Genomic DNA, 3,142 nt, shown 5'->3' on the forward strand with positions numbered 1-3,142 from the left:
GGTCAGGGGAACCGGCTCGGGGGGTTGCGGGCCGGCGGGCGTCTCAGCCACCAGATACAGCCGCTGGTCGCGGGAGCAGGAGAAGACCGCGAGGTCGGGCGTGGCGAGGTAGGGGCGTCCGCCGTACCCGATGGCCTTGTTGCCGACCGGCCAGTCCGGGCCCAGCACCGGTCCGACCGTGCCGTCGGCGCCCCGGCGCACCAGCCCGACGGTGGCCGTCGCCGGATCCGGCGCGCACCACCAGGTCTGCCCGCCGACGATCGAAGGCCACTGCGGCGCGCCGGGGGTGGCGGCGACGTCTGCGGGCGTGAGCGGAGACGGCCAGGTGCCATACGGGTGGTCGACCTTTGTCACAGGATCTCCTCAGCTCGGTCGGCGGTGCGGTGCGGTGCTGGGCGGTGCGGTGATCGATTCGCGCGGTTGAGGCGCCATCGTGGCCGCCGACAGCCGATCGGCAAGGCGGTTGTCGGGATTTGGAGTGTGAGCGGCGAGGTTTTCGAGGCTCGCGCTCCGCGCGGCCCGCGAAGACCCACGCTGGTCCCGAAGGAGCATCGCCGCGCGTCGCGTGCCCGGAACGAGCGCGCAGCGGCCGAGCCTCAGCGAGGGACCTGTCATGCCTGACCATCATGCCCGCCGCATCCGCCGCGACCGCGCCGTCCACGCCGCGGTCGCCCAGGGCCTGCTCGACCCGCAGCAGACGCCGGTGGCGGCGTTCGTCGACGTCGCCGGGATCGCGCAGACGGCGGCGGAGCTGCTGGCGGCCTGGCCGCCCGAGGTGGACGTGCTGCACGCCTTCGCGGCCAAGGCGAACCCGCTGGTGCCGGTGCTGGCGCTGCTGCTGCGGCACGGGCTCGGCTGCGAGGTGAGCAGCCCCGGGGAACTGGCCCAGGCGCGCGCCGCGGGGTTCCCGGCGTCCCGGATCGTGCTGGACTCGCCGGCGAAGACGCAGGCCGAGCTGGCCGAGGCGCTGCGGGACGGCATCGCGCTGAACATCGACAACTTCGAGGAACTGGAGCGCGTGGACCGCCTGGTCGCCGACGGGGCGGCGGCGCTGCGGACCGGGGTGCGGATCAACCCGCAGGTCGGGATCGGGTCGATCGAGGCCATGTCGACGGCCGGCCGGACCACGAAGTTCGGCGTCGCGATGGCCGACCCGGGCAACCGCGAGCGGCTGCTGGCGGCGTACGCGGCGCGGCCGTGGCTGCGCTGGGTCCACGTGCACGTCGGCTCGCAGGGCATCCCGCTGGAGCTGAACGCGGCGGGGGTGGCCGAGGCGGTGCGGTTCGCGCAGGAGGTCAACGCGCGGCGCGAGGGGCAGATCGAGGGCATCGACATCGGTGGCGGGCTGCCGGTGGACTTCAGCGGGGACGAGGACAGTCCCACCTTCGCCGATCACGTGGCGGTGTTGCAAAACGCCGCGCCGGAGCTGTTCGGCGGGGAGCTGAAGGTGGTCACGGAGTACGGCCGGTCGGTGATGGCGAAGAACGGGTTCATCGCCTCGCGGGTGGAGTACACGAAGACCTCTGGCGGGCGCGCTATAGCGTTGACACACGCAGGGGCGCAGGTAGCGGCGCGTACTGTGTTCGCCCCCAAGTCGTGGCCGCTGCGGGTGCTGGCGTACGACCGGCACGGGCTGGCGAGCACGGCGGAGCTGGAGGTGCAGGACGTCGCGGGGCCGTGCTGCTTCGCGGGGGATCTGATGGCTCGGGAGCGGAAGCTGCCGAAGCTCTCCACGGAGGACATCGTGGTGGTGCCGGATACGGGTGCGTACTACTTCTCCTCGCCGTTCCAGTACAACAGCCTGCCGATGCCGCCGGTGTTCGGGTTCGAGGTGTCGGAGGGGGATGTGGTGCGCTTCCATGTGTTGCGCGCCGCGGAGAGCATCGAGGAGCTGGTGGCGCGCAGTGGGGTGCTGCCGGCGGGGCTGCGGTGAGTGGCTGCTCGGTTGTTCTGCGCGGGGGTTGGGTTGCGGACGGGATCGGGACGCCTTTGGTCGCGCTCGACGTCGGGATCATCGGCGATCGGGTCAGGCTGCTGGCACCTGGCTCCGTCGCTCAGGCTGATGAGGTTCTGGACGTCTCGGGCTTGGTAGTCGCGCCAGGGTTCATCGACGCGCATACGCACTCCGACACGGCTTGCATCGACGCTTCTGAACGCCGACTGGATAGCTCTCAAGCCTTCGCCTCGGTACTCCAGGGAGTCACGACCGAGATCGCCGGGAACTGCGGCGTCAGCGCCTTTCCAGGAACGTACTCAGGGCTGGCTGAGCTCAGTCGCGCCCATAGCGTTTCCGGACGCTCCAATCACTTGGCTTCCCTCGTAGGGCATGGGACTCTGCGCGCCGCTGTAGTCGGCCATGAGGCACGTCCTGCCAGCGCCATGGAGACCGCGCGTATGGCAGACGCTCTGGACGAAGCTCTGGCGGGAGGCGCTGTCGGGCTCTCCACAGGGCTCATCTATACGCCGGGCTCTTATGCGGATACTGCGGAGATCACCGCGTTGGCGGCCGTTGCCGCGCGCCACGGAAAGCCCTACGTAACGCATCTGCGCGATGAGATGTCAGGTGTCGAGAACGCCTTAGAGGAAGCGATCGCTATAGCGCGGGACAGCGGTGCGGCTCTGCATGTGTCGCACCACAAGACGGCCGGGAAGTATGCGTGGGGACGGACAGAGGTGACGCTGGCACGGCTGGCAGAGCTTCGGGAGTCGGGGATGGATGTCACGTGCGACGTCTATCCGTATACGGCCGGCAGTACGCAGCTGTCGGCGATGCTGCCTCCGTGGGCCCATGACGGCGGCCGTGCGCGGCTGCTGGAGCGGCTGCGCGACCCGGGGCAGCGTGACGCGCTGCGCAAGGCGATCACCGAGGGCGTGCCCGGCTGGGAGAACACCGTCGGCAACGGCGGCTGGGATCGCATCGTCGTGGCCGGTGCCCCGCAGCACGCCGCGTACCAGGGCCGCACCATCGCCGCCCTGGCGGACGCGGCCGGTGTGGACGCCGTCGACCTGGTCGCGGAGCTGCTGCTGAGCGAGGACGGCGACGTGACGATCATCAGCCACTCGATGCGCGAGGACGACGTCCGCCGCGTCCTGGCCGCCCCGTTCGCGATGATCGGCTCCGACGGCGTCCCCACCCCAGGCC

Annotated in this window: 2 protein-coding genes and 1 pseudogene; 2 read left to right on the forward strand and 1 reads right to left on the reverse strand. The window is 70.8% G+C overall.

All coding sequences use genetic code 11. From position 1 onward, the window contains the following. A pseudogene (locus tag GWK61_RS53550) lies at nucleotides 1-354 on the reverse strand (hypothetical protein); the annotation flags it as partial. A 259-nt stretch (nucleotides 355-613) separates the two neighbouring features. Here GWK61_RS53550 and GWK61_RS53555 point away from each other — a divergent pair. Both GWK61_RS53555 and GWK61_RS53560 read left to right on the forward strand, forming a co-directional pair. Further along, complete coding sequence (locus tag GWK61_RS53555; RefSeq protein ID WP_194922108.1) at nucleotides 614-1,933, forward strand: type III PLP-dependent enzyme domain-containing protein; 1,320 nt, start codon at nucleotides 614-616, stop codon at nucleotides 1,931-1,933. Continuing rightward, on the forward strand, nucleotides 1,930-3,142 hold a 1,213-nt coding region (locus GWK61_RS53560; protein ID WP_194922109.1), incomplete at its 3' end, for an N-acyl-D-amino-acid deacylase family protein. The genes GWK61_RS53555 and GWK61_RS53560, both read left to right, overlap by 4 nt.

Source organism: Catenulispora rubra, assembly GCF_015356825.1.
GTDB lineage: Bacteria > Actinomycetota > Actinomycetes > Streptomycetales > Catenulisporaceae > Catenulispora > Catenulispora rubra.